General features: G+C 48.1%; 21 protein-coding genes and 1 other RNA gene. 9 read left to right on the top strand and 13 right to left on the bottom strand.

Annotated features, from left to right (window positions below; genetic code table 11):
• Positions 1 to 56 precede the first annotated feature (56 nt).
• Positions 57 to 986 carry an MBL fold metallo-hydrolase gene (locus tag L0665_RS07945; RefSeq protein WP_274925155.1) on the top strand — a complete coding sequence of 310 codons (930 nt, stop codon included), beginning with the start codon at positions 57 to 59 and terminating at the stop codon, positions 984 to 986.
• A 46-nt stretch (positions 987 to 1,032) separates the two neighbouring features.
• Here L0665_RS07945 and L0665_RS07940 read toward each other — a convergent pair whose 3' ends face one another.
• The 4 genes from L0665_RS07940 to L0665_RS07925 form a co-directional block, all read right to left on the bottom strand.
• Positions 1,033 to 1,332, bottom strand: a complete 300-nt coding sequence (locus L0665_RS07940) for a nucleotidyltransferase family protein (RefSeq protein ID WP_274925154.1) — start codon at positions 1,330 to 1,332, stop codon at positions 1,033 to 1,035.
• Positions 1,333 to 1,486: 154 nt separating this feature from the next.
• A complete protein-coding gene (locus L0665_RS07935) occupies positions 1,487 to 1,633 on the bottom strand; it encodes a hypothetical protein (protein WP_274925153.1) in 147 nt (48 codons plus the stop codon).
• 9 nt (positions 1,634 to 1,642) lie between these two features.
• Positions 1,643 to 2,116 (bottom strand): hypothetical protein, encoded by a 474-nt coding sequence (locus L0665_RS07930; protein ID WP_274925152.1) that lies wholly within the window; start codon positions 2,114 to 2,116, stop codon positions 1,643 to 1,645.
• A 279-nt stretch (positions 2,117 to 2,395) separates the two neighbouring features.
• Positions 2,396 to 3,325 carry a metallophosphoesterase gene (locus tag L0665_RS07925; RefSeq protein ID WP_274925151.1) on the bottom strand — a complete coding sequence of 310 codons (930 nt, stop codon included), beginning with the start codon at positions 3,323 to 3,325 and terminating at the stop codon, positions 2,396 to 2,398.
• A 104-nt stretch (positions 3,326 to 3,429) separates the two neighbouring features.
• Between L0665_RS07925 and L0665_RS07920 the strand changes: the two genes are divergently transcribed.
• The 5 genes from L0665_RS07920 to L0665_RS07900 all read left to right on the top strand — a co-directional run bounded on the left by L0665_RS07920 (position 3,430) and on the right by L0665_RS07900 (position 8,855).
• Positions 3,430 to 4,464 (top strand): hypothetical protein, encoded by a 1,035-nt coding sequence (locus L0665_RS07920; RefSeq protein ID WP_274925150.1) that lies wholly within the window; start codon positions 3,430 to 3,432, stop codon positions 4,462 to 4,464.
• Between the two features lie 12 nt (positions 4,465 to 4,476).
• Positions 4,477 to 4,792, top strand: an RNA gene (ffs, locus tag L0665_RS07915) — signal recognition particle sRNA.
• Between the two features lie 13 nt (positions 4,793 to 4,805).
• Entirely contained in the window at positions 4,806 to 5,759 is a 954-nt protein-coding gene (locus tag L0665_RS07910) for a malate dehydrogenase (RefSeq protein ID WP_274925149.1), read from the top strand.
• 541 nt (positions 5,760 to 6,300) lie between these two features.
• The gene (locus L0665_RS07905; RefSeq protein WP_274925148.1) at positions 6,301 to 7,590 is read left to right on the top strand and encodes a cysteate synthase; all 1,290 of its coding nucleotides are present in this window, start codon (positions 6,301 to 6,303) and stop codon (positions 7,588 to 7,590) included.
• A 320-nt stretch (positions 7,591 to 7,910) separates the two neighbouring features.
• The gene (locus L0665_RS07900) at positions 7,911 to 8,855 is read left to right on the top strand and encodes a mechanosensitive ion channel domain-containing protein (protein ID WP_274925147.1); all 945 of its coding nucleotides are present in this window, start codon (positions 7,911 to 7,913) and stop codon (positions 8,853 to 8,855) included.
• A gap of 83 nt (positions 8,856 to 8,938) precedes the next feature.
• Here the strand turns inward: L0665_RS07900 and L0665_RS07895 are convergent, their stop codons facing one another.
• Positions 8,939 to 9,340, bottom strand: a complete 402-nt coding sequence (locus L0665_RS07895; protein ID WP_274925146.1) for a hypothetical protein — start codon at positions 9,338 to 9,340, stop codon at positions 8,939 to 8,941.
• 472 nt (positions 9,341 to 9,812) lie between these two features.
• Here L0665_RS07895 and L0665_RS07890 point away from each other — a divergent pair, with 472 nt between their 5' ends.
• Positions 9,813 to 10,367 carry a TATA-box-binding protein gene (locus L0665_RS07890; RefSeq protein WP_274925737.1) on the top strand — a complete coding sequence of 185 codons (555 nt, stop codon included), beginning with the start codon at positions 9,813 to 9,815 and terminating at the stop codon, positions 10,365 to 10,367.
• Positions 10,368 to 10,848: 481 nt separating this feature from the next.
• On the opposite strand, the gene L0665_RS07885 is transcribed toward L0665_RS07890, so the two are convergent.
• The 5 genes from L0665_RS07885 to L0665_RS07865 all read right to left on the bottom strand — a co-directional run bounded on the left by L0665_RS07885 (position 10,849) and on the right by L0665_RS07865 (position 12,813).
• Positions 10,849 to 11,061, bottom strand: a complete 213-nt coding sequence (locus L0665_RS07885) for a hypothetical protein (RefSeq protein ID WP_274925145.1) — start codon at positions 11,059 to 11,061, stop codon at positions 10,849 to 10,851.
• Complete coding sequence (locus tag L0665_RS07880) at positions 11,031 to 11,450, bottom strand: hypothetical protein (protein WP_274925144.1); 420 nt, start codon at positions 11,448 to 11,450, stop codon at positions 11,031 to 11,033. Before L0665_RS07880 ends, L0665_RS07885 begins: the two co-directional genes overlap by 31 nt.
• 253 nt (positions 11,451 to 11,703) lie before the next feature.
• On the bottom strand, positions 11,704 to 11,961 hold the full coding sequence (locus L0665_RS07875; protein WP_274925143.1) for an elongation factor 1-beta: 258 nt from the start codon (positions 11,959 to 11,961) through the stop codon (positions 11,704 to 11,706).
• 3 nt (positions 11,962 to 11,964) lie between these two features.
• Positions 11,965 to 12,126 carry a zinc finger domain-containing protein gene (locus L0665_RS07870; RefSeq protein WP_274925142.1) on the bottom strand — a complete coding sequence of 54 codons (162 nt, stop codon included), beginning with the start codon at positions 12,124 to 12,126 and terminating at the stop codon, positions 11,965 to 11,967.
• A gap of 30 nt (positions 12,127 to 12,156) precedes the next feature.
• Entirely contained in the window at positions 12,157 to 12,813 is a 657-nt protein-coding gene (locus tag L0665_RS07865; RefSeq protein ID WP_274925141.1) for an amino acid kinase family protein, read from the bottom strand.
• A gap of 81 nt (positions 12,814 to 12,894) precedes the next feature.
• Between L0665_RS07865 and L0665_RS07860 the strand changes: the two genes are divergently transcribed.
• Complete coding sequence (locus L0665_RS07860; RefSeq protein ID WP_274925140.1) at positions 12,895 to 14,580, top strand: phospholipase D-like domain-containing protein; 1,686 nt, start codon at positions 12,895 to 12,897, stop codon at positions 14,578 to 14,580.
• Positions 14,581 to 14,619: 39 nt separating this feature from the next.
• A complete protein-coding gene (locus L0665_RS07855; RefSeq protein ID WP_274925139.1) occupies positions 14,620 to 15,246 on the top strand; it encodes a hypothetical protein in 627 nt (208 codons plus the stop codon).
• A gap of 182 nt (positions 15,247 to 15,428) precedes the next feature.
• Here L0665_RS07855 and wtpA read toward each other — a convergent pair whose 3' ends face one another.
• The 3 genes from wtpA to L0665_RS07840 are packed head-to-tail and all read right to left on the bottom strand — an operon-like array spanning position 15,429 to position 17,891.
• Positions 15,429 to 16,412 (bottom strand): tungstate ABC transporter substrate-binding protein WtpA, encoded by a 984-nt coding sequence (gene wtpA, locus L0665_RS07850; protein ID WP_274925138.1) that lies wholly within the window; start codon positions 16,410 to 16,412, stop codon positions 15,429 to 15,431.
• A gap of 25 nt (positions 16,413 to 16,437) precedes the next feature.
• Positions 16,438 to 17,010 (bottom strand): molybdopterin-dependent oxidoreductase, encoded by a 573-nt coding sequence (locus tag L0665_RS07845; protein WP_274925137.1) that lies wholly within the window; start codon positions 17,008 to 17,010, stop codon positions 16,438 to 16,440.
• Positions 17,010 to 17,891: an argininosuccinate synthase gene (locus L0665_RS07840; RefSeq protein ID WP_274925136.1), complete on the bottom strand. Its 882-nt coding sequence runs from the start codon at positions 17,889 to 17,891 to the stop codon at positions 17,010 to 17,012. The genes L0665_RS07845 and L0665_RS07840 overlap by 1 nt, the downstream gene beginning before the upstream one ends.
• Positions 17,892 to 17,914: the final 23 nt, after the last annotated feature.

Raw genomic sequence — 17,914 nt, 5'->3', positions numbered from 1 at the left:
TTTTTCTACGAACTGGTGACAAAACGTTATGCCTCCCGACCCCGCAAAGAAGAATAATGGATATCACAATCATCGGCACCGAATCCCTCGGGGTGAGGGGCCTCTCCTGCATGGTTGAAACCGGTGCGAGACGCATTCTGATCGATCCGGGAGTGGCACTCGGGTATCTTCGCCACGGCCATCTGCCGCATCCCTGCCAGGTTGCGGTGGGAGCCGCCATCCGGGAGAATATTCTCGCTGCCATAGGTGAGGCAACTGATATTGTTATTAGTCATTACCACGGGGATCATGTCCCGCTTGCGGACGCAAATCCCTATCAACTCTCCCTCGCACGCATCCCACCACTCGAAGATGTACGGTTCTGGTGCCGGGGAACAACATCCCTCTCGTTTCATTCACTCAGGAGACGGGAGGCAATCGAAGAGCACCTCGGCCACCCGCTCCCGGAATCGGACGGCACGGAAGAGGGCATCCTCTCGTTCTCTGTTCCTGTGCCCCACGGATCGCCACAATCTCATCTGGGGAGGGTGATGATGACCTGCATCCGGGACGAAGAACGGACTTTCGTGCATGCCTCCGACATCCAGATGCTCAACCGGGAAGCGGTGGCCATCATCCGGGCATGGGAACCTGATGTGGTGTTTGCCGCCGGCCCACCACTCTACCTCCTGCGTCTGACTGAAAAGGAACGGCTCTCTGCATGGGAGAATGCGCTCTCTGTTGCTGAAGGCTGTGGGACACTCATCCTTGACCATCACGTCCGGCGGTCACTCAACGGGTGCCGGTGGGCAGAAAAACTCTCTGAAGAGGCCGGAGGAAATGTGGTATCTGCGGCAGACTTTATGGGACGGGAACCACTTTTGCTGGAGGCCAGGCGGGAGGAACTCTACCAGGAGTATTCCGTGCCAGAGGGATGGCATGATGCGTATGCGAAAGGAGAAGCGGGGCTTGAAAATTTTATGAATTTTGTCGAGATGGTGGGGTGAAGAATATTCACCTGATGTGACGAAGAGAGGGAGGTCCCTTGGCAGGTCATTCCCCGTATATCACCAGTTCATCGTGATGGATGGCACCCGCAAGATAGGGGCTGACCGATTTTTCCGTGATGAGATCAACCTTTATACTGAGAACAGATTTGAGCTCTTCTTCAATCCGGACCAGATCAAAGAGGCTTTTTTGGGATGAGAAACGGACGAGGATATCGATGTCACTCTCTTTTGTTGCCTCTCCCCGGGCATATGAGCCAAATATCGCAATCCTTTCTGCACCGTATTTTTCCAGAACGGAGATGATAGTTTCACGGACAATTTTGTCCAATCCTTCTTCACTCATGCTTACATAACCCCCCACCCCATGGGCATGAAAAACATCCATCATTCTGTCGTGCCCAAATGGAATTATTCACCAGGATTCTGAGAATACTCTTCTCACCTGCCCCATCACAGATCTTCCTTCAATCCTACATGTACATAACACGTTTCACATATCACTTCACGTCACGGTACACCGCCACCCCATCGCCGCAAAGCATGCAGTGCCCCAGAGAGACGGATGAGCGCTCAAATTCGTGGTGGTCAAGGATACCGGGGAGGGGGAGAGAACAGTTCCTCCCTTTTTTGTTCCTATGTTCCACTCATTTCCCCTATGTTCCACTTTGTATTCCACTTGTTTTGAGCCGGTTTTGTTGATGTAATTGGAATCTGCAGCCAATAAGACATTTTTCCATATTAGTTCCACTTTTCTCAGGGTCATAGATACCCCCACAACCATCCGCACAGGAAACCAGATTGCTGTATGTTATGGGAATTGAGTGGAAGACTCCGTTATTATCTGTACATATATCTCTATTAATATCCTCTTTACCGAAATAGTCGCCAATATGCGTATCATTCAGAGTTCCACTTTTGGCCGGATTTTGGTGGAACATTGGTGGAAGAGTGGAACTCTTCCTGTCACTGTCATCTCCTGTATAGCTGTCATCATCAGAATTTTCATCCGAATCATCGGGTTTCAGCCAGGCATCCGACCCGACCGTCCAGGCATGACACATGATATAATCAAAAGAGAACAAGTCATTTTTCCGGCGGGTTTCCATCCCATAGAATGGTTCTGCCACCGTTGCGGGAAGGTTTACAGCAGATCATTTTTCGAGGATACCCTGACGAGGATACCAGTGTAGGTTGCCATGCTGTTAGTGTATTTATGGAGCAGCCGTTCGTTTTTGGTCAGATTTGCCTCCTGGCCACAAAAAATGCGATTTTAGAGATATCCAGATAGAATTAAGAATGCTTTCCTGCAGAACCAGGTATTCTGCCTAAAAAAGAACAAAAATAATATTCCACATTTAAAGGAGGGAGGGAGGGAGAGAAAGAGCAACCGGCGGGTTTGGTTTTCATCACGCCCACACAATATCTGCCCCTTCAATCGGGACAGAGGGATTAATCACCACAATTTCGGGTGGCACATCGAACCGGAGGTCCTGTTCAATCAGACTCGATGATCCAATACCACGAGTGATGAAGGCAGGCGTTTCACCCTGTGAACAAAAACCCTGCAAATCAATTATTTTCAGTTCCTTAATGACATCCAGCCCCGGTGCACTGAACTGTCCGCCATGCAGGTGGCCGGAGAGAATGAGATCAGCATCCCATTCTGCACGGGCACCCGGCTCATGGATCATATATATCGTGAAAGCATCTGTCTCCGGGAGATCCGGCGGGCTGGATTTACCTGCCCATGCATCATCAACACCGACAAGCATGAGATCTGTCCCACCGAGATTCAGCAGTTCATACTCATTCTTCATCACATGGACACCAGCTCCTTCAAGGGCCGCGGTGATATCCTCTGCCAGTCCCCAGTCAATCAGCGGGTCGTCCTGTAGCATCGAGACATCGTATCCCTCCACCGAGAGATTGGCTTCCTCCATTGCAAGCATCTTCGCAGGCCCGTTCAGGCCTTTGACCCCTGCATTATAATCATGATTTCCAAGAACAGCATAAACCGGTGCATCAATCTCAGCCCACACCTGCTGGTAACTAAGATTATCATCCTCGCCCGTCACAAAATCCCCCCCGATAAGAACCACCGAGGCATTCATGGCATTGATCTCCTCGGCCACTGAATGCATAAATTCCAGATTCCCGCTTTTCAGATGTGGGTCTGCGATAAAAACGATATCACTGGGTGCTCCATCCATCTCAATGACCGTTATCTCTGCCGACTGAGCTTCGTATACCATGTATCCTCCCATTCCTGTGAGGAGAACAAGGCCAAACACCGTTGCATAGATATGTGGGGTATATGTTTTGAGCCTGTCTTTCATGAAATCTGAATAAATGTTTGTTAACAGAATATAAAGGGATCGGTTTCGTACCCAAAAATTATACCACCAACCATTATCAGGAACGCCAGACTAATACCTGAATAATGAAATGCCCGGTTTGTGGCGGCCCATGCCTTGAAAACACAGCAGATGTCGTCCAACAGCGCGAAGGACGCTTTCTCCCCTGCTCTTCATGCAGAACCACCATTCTTGATAAACAATCACCACCCTCATTTCGCAGAAAAGCACCATGCCCGGCATGTGGTAAACGGCCACTTGATGAGGTGGTCGCAGACTGCTGGACCATCATGGCAGAGGAGGGTGACCTTGCTCCCACAGCCCCTGTCATGGCAGCGGGCATCCCCCTCATCCATCCTGGGTTGGCACTTATGGCACCACCCCATCTCGGTGACGCATCCATGATTTTTCTCTCTCGTTCGGTTACCCAGAAAGCAGCAGACCGCATCGTTGCAGAGATCCCCGAGGTCAAAGGAGTTGTACACGATGGTGGAGAGGTGCCGGGAATTGCAGAGATAGACGGCACCACACCCGAATACCATACCAATACCCTGCTTGCCGGGTGCGATGTCAGGGCCAATATCTTTGAAACAGAGGAAGCACCGGTCATCGTCTTCATGCAACAGTCCTATGCTCATATCGAATATCCCCGTGGGTTTGATCCGAAACTGGTTGCAACAGCGACAGAAATAATCCGGTACCAACCTGAGGTCTTCGTTGACGCAGCCTGTGGTGTGGGGACGCTCGGTATCACCGCAGGGCAACATGGCATTCCACGGGTAATCATGAACGATGCATGGGGATATGCGGCATACTGGGCAGCCGTCAATCTGGATGTCAACCGCAGAACACTGGGCCTTGATAACGTGGATATTCACATTACCTATGGAAACATACAGGAGAATCCTGTCAGAAAAGAACCCCTGAAAGTGGCTGATGCCTTCGGTGACGGGAAACACTACGAGGTATGGTGGGGAGATCTGCACAACCTCAAAGAGGTACTCCCAAAGAAAGTTGATCTAACAGTAATCGACCTTTTTGGCAAAGAAAACAGGGTCAAAATGGCAGATGCTGTCCGTCGGTGGAAGAGAGAAACTGGCGGCGAGGTTTTTATTCCATAAGAGCAACACTATATGGGGACTAGCCCGGGTGGTTAGGCGTCACCTGTTGCCCGAAACCGCCGATACGCGGGGGGCGATAGTCCGGAGATGGCTTTGGCGATCTGTCTGAAGCTGTCATTTCCTGACTGCGAAGCCTTGTCCCATGAGGTCAATGGAGGGGATTCTGGATATTCCGGAGGGAATATCCTGCCCCTTGTCGCGGAGACTGGCCCAGGCCCGGAAGGGAGCAGGCTTACCGTGAACATTCGGCGCCCATGGGGGTGCGGGGTGGAGGATGGAGTGGCAGAATATGGCAGGCACGTATTGTCTACCCCGGATATGTCCCTATTTTGGTGTTCTCTATGGCAAAAGTCGCAATCATCGGAGCAAGCGGCAACGTCGGCCGTTACACTGCACATGCAGTTTCCTATATTCCCCATGTCAGTGAACTATTGCTTTTTGGACGACCCGGCAGAGAAGAAGTTCTGCACGGCCTCGCCTGTGATCTCCATGACTCGTTTGCCGCACGCGGCAGCCAGTCTGATGTGAAATTTTCCTGTACCCCGAAGGACCTCGAAGGGTCTGACATTATCATCGTGACATCCGGTGTTCCGCGAAAGGAAGGCCAGAACAGAATTGACCTTGCCCACGAGAATGCACGGATGATATCTGAAATTGCTGCCATGGTCGGCTGGTATGCACCTAACGCCATTTTATTCATCGTCTCAAATCCAGTCGACGTTATGACCGCTGTAGCACTGAAATACTCAGGAATGAAACCAAATCAGGTCATCGGCCTCGGAACGCACCTGGACTCCATGCGTCTGAAATGGAATATTGCCAAGTACTTTGATGTTCATGTAAGTGAAGTCCATACCCGTATCATTGGTGAACACGGCGATTCTATGGTTCCGTTATGGTCAGCGACCACCATCGGTGGAATCTCCATCCAGAACCTCCCTAAATTCAAAGATCTCCCGGAAGAACAGATCATGCACAATGTCATGAACGCCGGGTCGGCCATCATCCGACGCATTGGTTCAACAATATACGGGCCGGGAGATGCAATCGCAACCATAGTAAGCACAATTCTCGGGAATGAAAAACGGATTCTCACGGTATCTACCTTTATCAGCAGCGAAATACACAACATCGGTGATGTCTGCATCGGCACGCCTGTCCGGCTGGACAGAAACGGCGCCACAACCCTCACAATTACCATCAGTGAGCATGAGGTGGAGGGATTCCGGAAATCGGTGGATAAAATTCGAGCCATCACCCAGGAAGTTATTGAACGGCTGGATGAAAGTTGCTAAATCACCAATTTTTTTATTCATTCCATTTCCCTGCAAAACCATACATCCCTTCTCTGGTGCCGGCGCTTTTTTCAGGACAGGCTGTATGCTTTGCAAAGAATAACCGATTACGGCCATATGGGTGCACTATGTATTCAAAAATTGTTTTTCTGTATGTCATCGGTATGCCACCGTCTGTATAAAATTTCATCTCTCACACGGTTACTCCATCCGGCAAATACAGAAATACCACACCATTTGTGAAGGAATAATGGTAGAATATTTTGCCATATTATCTTCAATGAATCTAAAAATTCATTCTTTTGAAAAGAACGAAGAAGAATTGTACAAAAATACGCTGGTAAAACATACCTCTGTACTCCCGACAATCAGACCCCCATGAAGTTACGTACGGGTTGAGGGAAGGCATTATTATGGGTTAGGAGACAAGGGAGCAACAGGAACATCAGGGCATCGCTTCCTACAACTGTACCCGGACAGAAGAACATCAATTTACTCAAAAAACATAATTTAAACCACAATTTTCAAATGGGGGTTGAAAATGACGGAAAAATATATTCTCAAATGCCCGGACTGTGGAAGGCGAATCCCTGACCGGTATACCAATGTCTGTCCGGAAGGGTGCACTGGCCTTATACGTGCATATTACCAGAAAACACACCTGCAGATTCAAAATTATCTCGGAGTGTTCAGATTCTCTGACTGGCTCCCGATAGAAGGAAACCTGCCATCAGATGCAGGACCTGTCACATACAAAAGCGAAACATTCGCAAAAGAACTGGGACTTTCCAATCTATACATCAGTTTTTCAGGATATTGGCCGGAGCGTGGCGCACACATTGAATCATGCTCGTTTAAAGAACTGGAAGCACTTCCAACCACTGTCCGGATGAGAGAAAAAGGGAACGGAATTCTTCAGATATCATCCGCCGGAAACACCGGAAGGGCATTCTGTCAGGTTTCGGCCCTCACCGGTGCCCCTGTGGTTGTTGTTGTGCCGGAATCATCTGTGGACAGACTCTGGACAACCGCACCAACAAAAAATGTCTGCCTGATAACAGTAGAGGGCGACTATACTGATTCAATCGAATTTGGAAACACCGTCTGCACCATACCAGACATTGTCGCAGAAGGCGGTGCACGGAATGTCGCCCGCAGGGACGGCATGGGAACCGTTATGTTGGACGGGGCGATTACAGCAGGACGCCTCCCTGACTCTTATTTTCAGGCAGTAGGGAGTGGAACGGGAGGCATTGCAGCATGGGAAGCAGCAATGCGTCTTATCGGTGACGGGAGGTTTGGGGCAATCCTGCCACGCCTGCATCTCGCACAAAACGAACCCTTTGCCCCGATGACAAACGCCTGGAAGGACGGCAGGCGGGAAATAATTCCTGACAAAGATATGCCGGATGCCAGCCGTACAGTGAATCAGGTCTATTCCAATGTCCTGACAAACCGCCACCCTCCATACTCCGTCAGAGGAGGTGTGTATGATGCCCTGTCTGCAACGGGAGGGACAATGGACAGCATCACCAATGCTCAGGCAGCAGAAGCAGAACAACATTTTGTTGATGCAGAAGATATTGACATTGACCCGGCGGCATCAGTCTGCGTTGCATCCCTTATAAAGGCAGTTGAGGCAGATGCCGTTGGAAAGGATGACTGCATTCTTCTCAACATCACCGGCGGGGGATACAAACGTGTTGCTGAAGATAAAAACCAGTATCCTGTGGAACCGTCATTCAGGGTGAAGGGAGGCGCTCCCATTGATGAAATCAGACGCGATATTGAGAGCTGGGCGAATACTCATGCACGGAGAAATTATGCCTGAAACACCCATATCCGGTAAATACGACCCCCAGAGGGTCAAAAAGAGTGGGATTACCCCGTACAGGATAATCAATTTAACATCAAAAGGTAACAACATTCTATTTCAACAGATTCGGTTCTGCCTTATGTATCTCTGAAATATAAGGAGGACTCATTTTCATATTCCTCCAGGAGAGCTGAGAAATATAAACCAGCGCCAAAAAGCGATTTTCCCCATCGCACCTATATCTGAGCACATTTTTATGTATACATTTCCCAAACCGATATTATTCCCTGATTCGAGGGAGTTATGTATAAATATTACAGTAATGAATTCAGGTCATGCTCCGGAATTATATTATTCCCATTGTTCTTTTTTCCAGCTCCGCACTATTCTGGTTTCTCAACGACTATTATCAGGAGCAGATTTACTTTAATTTATTTTTATCATTCCTCATCACCGGAATTATCTTTATTTGTTATGGAATTATAACCGGAAGGATAGCCAAAACATTGATAAAAGACAGAAAAACGCAAATTACATTTAATAAAGGGATTCTGGTAATTTCGTTCATCCTTTTTTTGTTTCTGATAATTCAGATCTGGGTTAAAAATACAGAATCACTGGTAATATCATATGGAATTATTGCCGCCGGAATCGCAATTGCTCTTCAGGATTTGTTCCGAAATTTTGTGGGAGGGATTATCATTACTCTAACCAGTGTCTATAAAATCGGAGACCGCGTGGAAGTTGAGGGATCGTTTGGGGACATTATGGACATTGGAATTATGAACACGACAATGATGGAGATTAAAGGCTGGATTGATGCCGAACAGCCAACAGGCCGCCTGATAATTATGCCCAACTCGATTGTAATCTCCGGGATGATATACAATTACACAAAGGACCACAACTTTATCTGGGACGAAATCAGGATTCCATTAACATATGACAGCGACTGGAAATCAGCAATATCCAATATCATGCAAATAGTGAAAACAGAAACCGGGGAGATGACCCTACAGGCAGAAGCTGAAGTTGAAAGGCTTGGAGAAAAGTATTACCTTCCAAAAAAAGTCACCGACCCGGCAATATATGTAAAACTGACTGACAACTGGGTAGAACTTGGCATACGATATGTAACTGACTCAAAGAGCAGAAGAATTCATAACGATAAATTAAACAGGGAAATTCTGGAAAATATTGCGGCTTCAGATACATACCATATCGCTAGTGAAACGATGGATATCACAGGAAAACATACGGTTGAGGTTATCAGAAACTAATCTGTCCGGATTTCAACCTCATACTCATTTTCAAAAGAAGCCGGATCTAAAACACATTCCGGAATCAAATGTGACGAATACGATTATTGAACAATCTCCATTACAGTACCGTGTTTCAGCTTATAGGTAAGAAGATCCATCAGTTCCTCAAGATCTTTTGATAATCCAATTTCTCCGGCGGTTATCAGCAGATTCAGTGATTGACCCGATTTTATAAACACAGCCGGAAGGCGAACAGCTAAAGCAGGGTATTTTTTGGTCATCTCATCACGATGTAAAAATTCAACACTGACATCAAGTTCTTTTAGAAAATTCTTCCATCTCTTTTTCATACCTGTGCTTCCGTAGGTCAGTGCACACAGGGAACAGTCATATGTGGACGGTAAAACAGCCTTATGAACATAATCCTTCAGTTCCCTGAAAACACCGCTGTCTGCATTGTAAACAAACAACAGAATTTCTTCTTCATCCCTGTTCTCTTCCATGACACACATAGGATGTCACAAAAAACATATAAATTGATCCTGAAATGATATCCAAAGAACAAATTTATCCTCTGATTTCAATAGTATTTCACCGAGTACCCGGATGCGAACAAACAGAAAGTGTATCAAAATAGTATTACAAACCGAAATGTGAATTCCAAAATTCATTTCTTAATGCAAATTGGTGGCAATCTGTGTTGGCCGGAATTTTGGAAATCCCTGCTTTTGTAAATCACTTCATATTTTCATCAAAACATATGAGGATGATGCCTGATAGATATCTACTCCTAAATCAAAAACGATGGATTCTTTTTGCAAATCTGCAATCTTAAACATATCCGGAAATGCGTGTAATTCACATCGTTCATTCTGAATTAATTCCCAAAAAATCCGTCCAGATAGAATTGGTAACGATGCAATGATAAAATGATTGGCCAATAGTTATCGTATTAGAATCTATAAAAAGATGGCAATGGATGGCAAGAGCATATACACATCACTGAAAATTGAAAATATTGTTGCTTCCGGAAGTGTTGCGGAGGCTATGGATATTGAATATCTTTCAAACGTACTGGATGGGTGTGTCCTCAATAAAAAGAAATTTCCCGGTGCCATTTACCATATGAAAAAGCCTGAGATAGCACTCCTCCTCTTCTCATCCGGAAAAATAGTCATGACCGGAATATCAAATAAAGAAGAATTCAAAGAAGGCCTTACCACGATTATCAGTCAGTTGAATAAATGTGGGGTAAAGACAATAGAGTCTCCGAATGTTGTTATTTCAAATATGGTCTGTTCCTATGACAGTGGGACTTTTATCAACCTCAACAAAGTAATGCTTACGCTCAGTCATGAGAGTGTTGAATACGAACCCGAACAGTTTCCCGGTCTTGTGTACAGAATGACAGACCCAAAAGTCGTGGCACTGCTCTTTTCATCCGGGAAATATATTCTCACAGGGGCAAAGAATCTGGATGACGTTAAACTCTCTATTGATTATCTTACGAGTAAATTAGGACAGATTTAGTAATCCACCTGACTGAGGTAAATACTCTTGATAAAATTGCCTGGGGTGTTCATATCATACCGGTATGAACCAATGAAGCAATTTAATTTAACAAATGGGTTTCATCTATTATCGGTTAAGCCATTAGGCAACCGATAAGACGGGTCCAGCCCATCGAAGATCGTTCTGAATTTTTCTTGCACATACTGAAAAAATCGTCACCGATATATCTCTTGTGTCAAAGCCACCATGCTTTCTAAACAAAGCACGGAATGGCAGTATCTTAAGGAGCTGTTGCTTGGTTCAAACAACAGCCTCCTGTGGGACAAATTGTTACGCAATTTCTCCCCATATTCTATGGAAACCAATTCGTAATGTCTTTCCTAAACGGTGTCTGGCTATTCGTTTTAGATGCGATTTTCAGCAGAATATATACCATTGCATGCCACAACCGTCAATAATATGAATTTTCCTCTTATTGAACCAGACTCTTTTCCCTTCTTCACACCACCCCCTCACTCCTGTTCCACTCCCTGACCGGCCATGAATAGCACGCTTCACAGATACTCGCCCGATGCTCTTCAGAATGATACACCGCCGCCCCTTCACCGCAGAGATGACAATGACCCAGGATGACTGTAGAACGCTCAAAGTCCCGATGATCAAGAATGCCAGGGAGCGGGTTTACGATTCCCTTCGAGCGATTTGTTTGCATCTTTTCATATGTTTTTTTGCTTTGTTTTCAGCTTTGCATGAGTAAATATCGTTTTTGCTGTCACGAAATGCCAATTGTTCATTGCATTTATATATTGACTCTTTGTTTGCACCCATTCCAGATTCACAGAAGTCCCTACCGGAATCATCCCCTCCGTCAGGTGTGCTGTGTGTTTCCCCGAAAACATGCAAACTTCTTTTACTATCTGTACATATTTCTCCATATTGTACTTTTTTAGAAGAATACACATCATTCTGAGCATTTTGGGAATCCGTTATGTTTCCATTTCTTGAGTGCAAAGCAGTTGAAGAAGTGCAAACGTCGGCGGGGTCGGGATGCTCATCCTCATCGCCACCATCATCTGAATCATCTATCCAGAGATCGGACATCTCCATCCACTCCCAGTATATCTCACGGGTGAAGCCAGATTATTTCAATAGTAAAAAGGAATGACAAATACGTCTATTTTACCTCAAAATACCCCAAAACAAGGGAAAAAATGGTCACAAAAGTACGGACGGAGAAAATCTCAATTACCCACATTCAGTCTTCAGTATATACGGCAGAACATAAACGTCACCATACCAAAAAGGCACACACCAACTCAAAGGAAAAAATTGATAAGAACAGAAAATACTGCTCTTAGGTCAGGGTAACAGAGATAATCTCTGCAGACTCGACACCCTCAAGACCGCGGAGTGTTGCCTCAGCCTCTTCGGTGCTCCCTTCAGCGTCAGGGACAACGATTGCAGCTTTCAGACTGGAGAGACCAAAGCCGATAGGCTCGACAACCAAGTCCTGTGTTCCGGGAAGCTTTTCCTTGATTAATGCCTGCAGTGCCACGAGGTCAACGTCAGGTGACTTGGGCATAATCTTGATAATTACTGCTACGTCACCCATACTTCAGGGTCCCATGAATCCGCATTTCTTGCATTCGTAGGGGATACTCTGGTGCCGGCAGTCATGGCACCGGTATATGGTTTCTCCGCACTTGGGGCAGGAGAACTTTGTCCAGCCCTCTGATGCGAGCGGGACATTACAGGAGGTACACTTCTCTATTGCCATAATTAACTTATTAGTTCGGCATCAAAACAATTAAAGATGTGGATTAGAATAGGTACCAAGGGGCTTTTCACCCTGCAGAAAAAGACGTAATCGTTCCGGTTCACGGCCGTTGATGATGGCCCATCTGACACCTGATGCATGGGCGAAAGGAAGAAATAACGGATCTACCACATCCGTTTCTATTGTTCCCGGCCCCATCTCCCCAGAAACAAATTCACATAGTTCCCCCTCACACAATATTCCATCCACTGATTTCAGGAGCAAAAGCGGGGCATCCCGTGCCGATGCAACCCATGCCGCAATAGTATCTGACGTCACATCCCAGGAATGGGGCAGCGGATCGGCTTCCCGCATCGCCCGGTAGGGTAGTAGCACCGAAACGCCCTCTACCGGGTCATGCACCCCTTCCACAGGAACAGCCCCTGCCGCCACCAAAAGCCATGCAGTCTGTTCCATCGCACAGACAGCCATCCAGTGTGCCGGTGTTCCTTCAGCACCTGCATCCCTGACAGCATCGGCAAAGCGACCGCCGCCCGGAACGATCAGAATGTCACGGCCGGATGATACGAGAATCTCATATAGTTCCGGAATCTCTGCTGTCAGGCTACCGCCGACCTTAACAACCAGAGGGCCATTTCTCTTTTCTGCTCCCGTATCCATTTCAGTACTCTGATAAACCATCATCATTCTGAGACATAAATAATTCGTCAAAAAGAGGTCCGGATTCAATTCGAAAAACGTATATTTTTCCGGACATATCTCTCAGATATGCACATCCTCCCCCTCTTCCTGGCACTCTGTCTCCTCTGCTGTGGCACGGTGACCGCTGCATTCACCATCACCGAAGTTTGTCCGGATACCTGGTACAAGGGGGAGGCCGACGAATACCTCGTCATCTCCGGCAGTGGCAGTCTCACCGGTGTCTCAATATCAGACGGGGAGGGCAGTGCCCGGTTCCCGGACGGTGACAGGGCAGAGGGGAGAATTGTTGTGGCACAGCAGGCAGAGGCATATCGCACGGTGCACGGGGCATACCCAGACTATGAATGGTATGATTCCGCACCCGGCGTACCTGATCTAATTCGTACGGGGACCTTAAAACTGGGAAACAAAGGGGACGAGGTCATCCTGCGGGAAGGTGGACAGGAAACCTGCCGCGTCACCTGGCCAGGAGACATTGTCTGCCGTGAGGGACAGGTACACTTTCAAAAAGATGGCATCTGGGATCCCCGCCCGCTGATGATTGGCCAGTCACAGTTTGTTCCTGTCTCCTTCTCCGGCGTCTCCGGAACGGTGTTTGCAGCACCGGATGCATCACGGGAGATGCTCGAGAGCGCCATTGCTCTCGCAGACACAGAGCTGCTCATCAATGTCTATGAGTTCGCAGACTCGGGCCTTGCAACAGACGTTGTCGCCGCACTGGACGATGGCGTCAGTGTCACCCTCCTCTTAGAAGGCGGGCCGGTCGGCGGTATCAGCAGCGAAGAGAAGGGGACGGCCACATATCTCCGTGATAACGGTGCCAAAGTATACACGATGGAGACCACAGATAACGCTCATGCCCGCTATCGCTATGACCATGCCAAATATATCATCGCCGACCGTGAAGCAGTCCTTGTGACATCCGAAAACTTCAAGGGGAGCGGATTCCCTCAGAGAGGAAGTACAGGAAACAGGGGATGGGGCATCCTTATCACCGACCCCCGGGTGGCAGACTATTTTGCAGACGTTTTCACGGCTGATATGACAGGGAATGATATTGTTCCATTTTCCGGCACAGGCACCCTGCCGGAGGAGAGTTCAGGGTATCCATACAAACCGGCATTTGGTACACATTCCTTTGAGGGCGCTACCGTGACTCCGGTCCTTGCCCCGGATACTGCATACCTTATTCCGGAACTCATCAAAGATGCAGAGAATACGGTTGACATACAGCAGGCCTACATCAGCAACTGGACAAAAGACACACCAAATCCATATCTCGAAGCGGCGGTTGGCGCTGCCCGCCAGGGGGTTACCGTACGTATCATTCTCGACAGTTACTGGTTCAATATCGAAGGGGAAAACGACAATGATGAAATGGCAGCACAGATAAATGCCCTTGCGACAGCAGAAGGACTTTCAATGGAGGCACGCCTTGCTCACCTCGGCCCCGGATACCCGGAGAAAGTGCACAACAAAGGGGTCATCGTAGATGGCGATGCCGTGCTCATCTCATCGGTCAACTGGAATGAAAATTCCCCTTCCTTCAACCGTGAAGCAGGTGTCATCATTGAAAGTACGGATGCAGGAGCCTACTTCAGTGATGTCTTTACCGCAGACTGGGAAGATGCCGGTCCCCTGCCGGATGACGCATCAACACCAGCTAATGATAACCTCCTCAGACAGGAAATTGCCGCGGGGGTAATCATGCTGCTTTTTATCGGTTACATCATCCGACGCCGCCATTACTAAGACATGGTTTTAACACCAGAAGACTACAGAAGAGATATTATGAATCCCTCCCGTGAAGATGCCGTCACCGGTGCAGATATTGTCATTGGCATCATTGCCATCATCGGTCTTTTGATCGTAGTCCATTACCTGCTTGGATCCCCCCTGACCTCTAACCACGATGGAGGTATCATTCCGAACTTCATAGAATCATCCGCTGACAAACTCGTACCAAAAGGGGACATCTACGGGTTTGCTGACAATGGCGGCCCGTATGAAGGCGTCACGGTTGCTGAAGGCCCCACCCATCCGGAAAAAATGGGAGCAGTATCGCTCCCCCTGCGTCTGATGGGGGGGGAGACGGGAGGAATCAACATGGAAACCGCAGACATCAGAATATCTACTGAAGGGCACATTGAAGGGCTCCGGTATTCCGGAAACATGCCGCTGGAACGCCCAAACTGGACGGTTGCATCACGAAGCCACGTCAATGCAGGGGAGCAGGCGGATAACGATCTTATCATCGAGCCAGGGGAAATATTCACCATTCTCGTCTACCCCGCAGAAGGTCTGTCCCCGGGGACAGAATTCTCCATTCAGATTCAGAACGGGAAAGGGGGGCCCAGTACCATTACCCGGAAAGTCCCGGGTACCATCAAAACAGTGATGGACTTAAACGCTCTCTGATCCCTCTCTATTTTTTTCCTGTGCCCGCAGCACAACCGGGATGAATAAATCTGTTCAGATATGACTCCCAAAGACGCTGTCAGATAAAAACAGTACAGAACGAAAATACAACACATGCCGGAGACCATCGGCAGGAATATCCCCGAAATATAAAAAAAGAAAATCCGGATTTGGATTGAACACTATGTTTCAGAATACGGCCGCGGCCAGGCATCATATCCGGCTTCCATCGACTGAAGAACAAACTGTGCAAACTGTTCTCCCTCTTCCGGATGGGTGGCTGTTGTCGGCACGGTAATGCCGTATACAATGGGTCGTCCCGTCCTTTCACTCCCGATTGAACTGAACCGCTGGTATCCGAGGGTTACACTGACATCATCGTACTGATCAGCATAGACTGGTGTACTAAGATCAATTTCCGGCGGGAGGGAGATGTACCGTAATCCGTGTTCTTCTGCTACACTTCTGTATTCAAAGGCATAATCAATCCCTCCCGCCTCCAGAAGGGAGAGCAGATACACACTGCCATCACGGATGACAAGCCCCGGCCCTGACGTCTTCATCATCTCCGGGAGGATGACCTTTGCTGTTGTGCCATTCCGCACCACAACAGGTTCCTGTGCAAGATTGCGGGAGATGATTGTGTCAAAGAGACCTTCTGTATCATAGTAATTTTCTGCTAAGAGCAGCACCATCAGACCACGGTAACCAGATGCGTCAAGCATCGGGTTTGAGATACCGGTCCGCACATCGGGGCGGCGGAGAATTTCCATCCAGTTTTCCTTTGTGAACTCATCTGCATACTGACTCAGGTTGGTATAGGCAATGACCATTTCATTGCGGGCGAGAGGAGTGTATGACGTGGCATAGGTGCCGTTTCCATCCTCACGGGGGACATACATCATATCAGGAATAAGAGATTCATCTGCAACAATGACCACATCAAAGTCACGGTGCAGGTCAGTTACCTGTCGTATACACTGGATACTGCCATGTCCTTCACTCCGGATATCAATCTCCGGGTGCAGGGCTTCGTACTCAGCCTCCATCGTCTCCATCGGGCCTAAGAGACTACCTGCCGGAACCACATTAATGACCGTTTTCCCGGTTGTGTCACTACATCCGGCCGCAGTTATCAGAGTGACTACAACAATACAGATAGCCAAAAAAAGAAAGAAAGAAGTTTTGGAATTACTTGATTTCAATGGTATCAACCCACTTCACCCAGGAACTTCCTTCGGTTATAACATCAGGAGTATCAGTTGCCACCACCATCCGGAATGGACCTCCGTCCTCATTGGTGAGGGGCATCCCATCCTGTTCATACATGATGATGATAGTCAGTGGCGGTGCGGGCACTTCTTTGAGATTTGCATCAAAAGTGATGAATCCCTCACCCAGTGCCTGGTCATAGTCAAATACCCAGAGATACCCATCAGGGGCCGAAACCCAGACCTGGTTCTCCAGCCCAAATTCACCTACAACAGCGATGAGATCTGTGAGACGCACCCCTTTCACACCATAGGGACCGTATTTGATCCCGACAGTGGAGACGGCATAACCATACCCAACAAATGCCGGCAGGTCCCTGATCATATCCCCGTCCAGAACAACCTCAAGATCACCGTTTTTTATCGTGAGATTCCCCGGCAGGATGTCAGTTGCAGACGGATCTGTTACCACCGGGTCAGCATTACCGGTGCATCCACAGATACAGGCGGTTGCAAGAAGACAGAGACAAAGAATCGGAATGAACCGTTTCATCAGATCCTCCGGCGCAGCGGCACAAGGGCAAGGGCAAATCCTGCAGCGATAAGCACCAAAGGAGCAGGCGTCGGGGTTGTGTCCGGCACTGCAGCAGCACCGGTTTCGGTAGCTTCAGCCTGCAGAGATTTAACCGGTGCTGAAGTATCGCCGGTAAAGCCGTCCTCATAGATTCGCACTTCATCTATCCACTTTGCGGTGAAACCATTGGTTGATGGCATCAGTTCAAAGAAATGCTGCGCTGACCCAGGCATTGTCTCATGCATATCCCAGTTTCCATAGACATGTTTCCCATCCACATTGGTGGAGTCGTCTGCAAAGAAGACAAGGCGCATACCACTGTAGTAATCCTCAGGAGTATAACCAACACCGGCACGTTCCCCGCTCACCGCGTCATCGCCATTATACCAAGTGACAACTATCGGCCCCTGACGGGAATCGGGAGTGCAGACATTCTCATACGGGAATTCCACATGATACCCGTCGGAAGACCGAATCATGATCTCATCTCCTGGTTCAGCACCGCCAACCAGACTGCAGAGGTCAGCCACATCAGTTCCCATCACTGCACCATGATCCTTGTAGTTTTTTGTTTCATTATGATCCCAGGCCACATCTTTGTCTTTAGAGAATACCGGACCCTGGTGGTAGTAGTGGGTGACACCATCACCCTGCACCGGCAGATTCTCCTGCATCCAGAGATAATCCACCGTCTTCTCAGCAATGATGTCACCAGTGCCTGCTGCAATTTTTGTCACGGTAATGTTTGTCGTCGGTCCTGCAGCAGCCCCTGCACAGAGGAGGAGTGCTGCTATAATTACTGCCACTGTGATGCGGCAGAAAGTCGTGCGTCCTGAAGGACGAATATTTCCAGAATTCATTGAAATCATACTCATTTTCATGC

It is taken from the genome of Methanogenium marinum, assembly GCF_028912405.1.
Classification (GTDB): domain Archaea; phylum Halobacteriota; class Methanomicrobia; order Methanomicrobiales; family Methanomicrobiaceae; genus Methanogenium; species Methanogenium marinum.
Note: the sequence above shows the minus strand (reverse complement) of the source record. Positions and strands in the feature narration are given on the sequence as shown.

What these genes read in the sequence shown, in the direction of transcription:
- L0665_RS07840 (WP_274925136.1), bottom strand. Translation starts at nt 17,891, where the DNA reads ATGAATTCTGGAAATATTCGTCCTTCAGGACGCACGACTTTCTGCCGC.
- L0665_RS07890 (WP_274925737.1), top strand. Translation starts at nt 9,813, where the DNA reads ATGGATGGCAAGAGCATATACACATCACTGAAAATTGAAAATATTGTT.
- L0665_RS07940 (WP_274925154.1), bottom strand. Translation starts at nt 1,332, where the DNA reads ATGAGTGAAGAAGGATTGGACAAAATTGTCCGTGAAACTATCATCTCC.
- L0665_RS07900 (WP_274925147.1), top strand. Translation starts at nt 7,911, where the DNA reads ATGCTCCGGAATTATATTATTCCCATTGTTCTTTTTTCCAGCTCCGCA.
- L0665_RS07925 (WP_274925151.1), bottom strand. Translation starts at nt 3,325, where the DNA reads ATGAAAGACAGGCTCAAAACATATACCCCACATATCTATGCAACGGTG.
- L0665_RS07945 (WP_274925155.1), top strand. Translation starts at nt 57, where the DNA reads ATGGATATCACAATCATCGGCACCGAATCCCTCGGGGTGAGGGGCCTC.
- L0665_RS07875 (WP_274925143.1), bottom strand. Translation starts at nt 11,961, where the DNA reads ATGGGTGACGTAGCAGTAATTATCAAGATTATGCCCAAGTCACCTGAC.
- L0665_RS07865 (WP_274925141.1), bottom strand. Translation starts at nt 12,813, where the DNA reads ATGATGATGGTTTATCAGAGTACTGAAATGGATACGGGAGCAGAAAAG.
- L0665_RS07885 (WP_274925145.1), bottom strand. Translation starts at nt 11,061, where the DNA reads ATGCAAACAAATCGCTCGAAGGGAATCGTAAACCCGCTCCCTGGCATT.
- L0665_RS07905 (WP_274925148.1), top strand. Translation starts at nt 6,301, where the DNA reads ATGACGGAAAAATATATTCTCAAATGCCCGGACTGTGGAAGGCGAATC.
- L0665_RS07845 (WP_274925137.1), bottom strand. Translation starts at nt 17,010, where the DNA reads ATGAAACGGTTCATTCCGATTCTTTGTCTCTGTCTTCTTGCAACCGCC.
- L0665_RS07880 (WP_274925144.1), bottom strand. Translation starts at nt 11,450, where the DNA reads ATGTCCGATCTCTGGATAGATGATTCAGATGATGGTGGCGATGAGGAT.
- L0665_RS07870 (WP_274925142.1), bottom strand. Translation starts at nt 12,126, where the DNA reads ATGGCAATAGAGAAGTGTACCTCCTGTAATGTCCCGCTCGCATCAGAG.
- L0665_RS07920 (WP_274925150.1), top strand. Translation starts at nt 3,430, where the DNA reads ATGAAATGCCCGGTTTGTGGCGGCCCATGCCTTGAAAACACAGCAGAT.
- L0665_RS07860 (WP_274925140.1), top strand. Translation starts at nt 12,895, where the DNA reads ATGCACATCCTCCCCCTCTTCCTGGCACTCTGTCTCCTCTGCTGTGGC.
- L0665_RS07895 (WP_274925146.1), bottom strand. Translation starts at nt 9,340, where the DNA reads ATGGAAGAGAACAGGGATGAAGAAGAAATTCTGTTGTTTGTTTACAAT.
- L0665_RS07910 (WP_274925149.1), top strand. Translation starts at nt 4,806, where the DNA reads ATGGCAAAAGTCGCAATCATCGGAGCAAGCGGCAACGTCGGCCGTTAC.
- L0665_RS07855 (WP_274925139.1), top strand. Translation starts at nt 14,620, where the DNA reads ATGAATCCCTCCCGTGAAGATGCCGTCACCGGTGCAGATATTGTCATT.